Source organism: Nonomuraea sp. NPDC049758, from assembly GCF_040674635.1.
Taxonomy (GTDB): domain Bacteria; phylum Actinomycetota; class Actinomycetes; order Streptosporangiales; family Streptosporangiaceae; genus Nonomuraea.
This window is the reverse complement of record NZ_JBFAMZ010000066.1, coordinates 1-1594: the sequence shown is the minus strand read 5'-3', so window position 1 is coordinate 1594 and position 1594 is coordinate 1. Positions and strand designations below refer to the sequence as shown.

Genomic DNA, 1594 nt, shown 5'->3' with positions numbered 1-1594 from the left:
GCGACGAACGAGGCGCAGTCGGAGGACTGGGGGCACTGGCGGAAGATGTCCAGGTTCCCGGCGATGAGCCGCCGGTCGGCGATCGGGTTCTTGGCGTCGCCCAGCATCGCGCGCTCGACGCCGTACCTGAGCAGGGACCAGGCGTCCTTGGCGTAGTAGGTCTCGTCGAAGACGACGGCCTTCGGCTCACCGAGGCGGACGAACCGCAGCAGCCCGCCGAAGAGGGCGACCAGCAGCGGCCCCGCCCAACCTAAGAGGGGCCGCCCCTGGAACGGCGGGACCAGCCGTCGTGCCGTCTCCCCCATGTCGATCACCCTATGCGTTTGTGCACCAGGTCATAAAGCTCGCGTCTCGGCACGCCCGCGCCCTTGGCCACGTCGGCGATGGCGTTCTTCCGCTGCTCGCCCTCGGCCACCCGGCGGTCCACCTCGGCGACCAGCTCGTCCATGTCGGGCTCGCCCGCCCCCGGCACGCGGCCCGCGACGACCACGGTGATCTCGCCCTTGACGCCGCCCGCGGCCCACTCGGCCAGCTCGCCGAGACCGCCGCGGCGCACCTCCTCGTACGTCTTGGTCAGCTCGCGGCAGACGGCGGCGGGCCGGTCGGGCCCGAACGCCTCGGCCATCGCGCCCAGCGACTCGGCCAGCCGGTGGGGGGCCTCGAAGAAGACCATCGTCCGCTCCTCGGCCGCCAGCGCGGACAACCGCCGCGCCCGGTCGCCGGTCTTGCGCGGCGGGAAGCCCTCGAAGCAGAACCTGTCGCTGGCCAGCCCCGACACGGCGAGGGCCGTGGTGACGGCGCTCGGCCCCGGCAGCGCGGTCACCGTGATGCCCGCCTCGACCGCCAGGTGGGTCAGGCGGTAACCGGGGTCGGATACCCCGGGCATGCCGGCGTCGGTGATGACCACGACCGTGCGGCCCTGTCTCAGCGCCTCGACCAGCTCCTGGGCGCGGCCCGCCTCGTTCTGGTCGTAGTAGGACACCACCCGGCCGCTGATCTCCACGCCCAGCTCGGTGGCGAGCCTGCGCAACCGTCTGGTGTCCTCGGCCGCCACCACGTCGGCGCCGGCGAGCACCTCCCGCAGCCGCGGCGAGACGTCACCCGCCTGACCGATGGGGGCTCCGGCCAGCACCAACCTGCCTTCTCCAGTCACCCGACCATTGTGGCAGGGCATACCAATTAGACCGTGATTCTTGCAGTACCTAACGGCTTGGGGCCCGTACGATGTCCGAATGGCGGTGACCGATTCCCCGTACCAGGCCTACGACAACCCGGAGGTCGGCGAGAGTCAATCGCAGACGCGGTCCCTGCGTGACCGGGTGATCCCCCCCATGCGTGGCAGCGTCCTGTGGGGGTGGGTCGGCCCGCTGCTGGTCACGCTCTTCGGCGGCATCCTGCGCTTCGTCAACCTGGGCCACCCGCGGGCCGTGGTCTTCGACGAGACCTACTACATGAAGGACGCCTTCTCCCTGATCAACTGGGGTGTCGAGCGCGTCACGATCAAGGACGCGGACAAGGCGATCCTGGCCGGGAAGACCGACATCTGGCAGTCGTGCACGCAGGAGACGCTCGACAAGTGCGCCTCGTACGTGGT

The 1594-nt window shown here is 70.6% G+C and carries 1 protein-coding gene and 2 pseudogenes; 1 reads left to right on the top strand and 2 read right to left on the bottom strand.

Annotated features, from left to right (window positions below):
• Positions 1-305, bottom strand: a pseudogene (locus AB0J46_RS51905) (phospholipid carrier-dependent glycosyltransferase); the annotation flags it as partial.
• 5 nt (positions 306-310) lie between these two features.
• Positions 311-1153 (bottom strand): 16S rRNA (cytidine(1402)-2'-O)-methyltransferase, encoded by an 843-nt coding sequence (rsmI, locus tag AB0J46_RS51900; protein ID WP_352331356.1) that lies wholly within the window; start codon positions 1151-1153, stop codon positions 311-313.
• 79 nt (positions 1154-1232) lie between these two features.
• On the opposite strand from rsmI, the pseudogene AB0J46_RS51895 reads away from it, so the two are divergent.
• Positions 1233-1594: pseudogene (locus tag AB0J46_RS51895) on the top strand (phospholipid carrier-dependent glycosyltransferase); the annotation flags it as partial.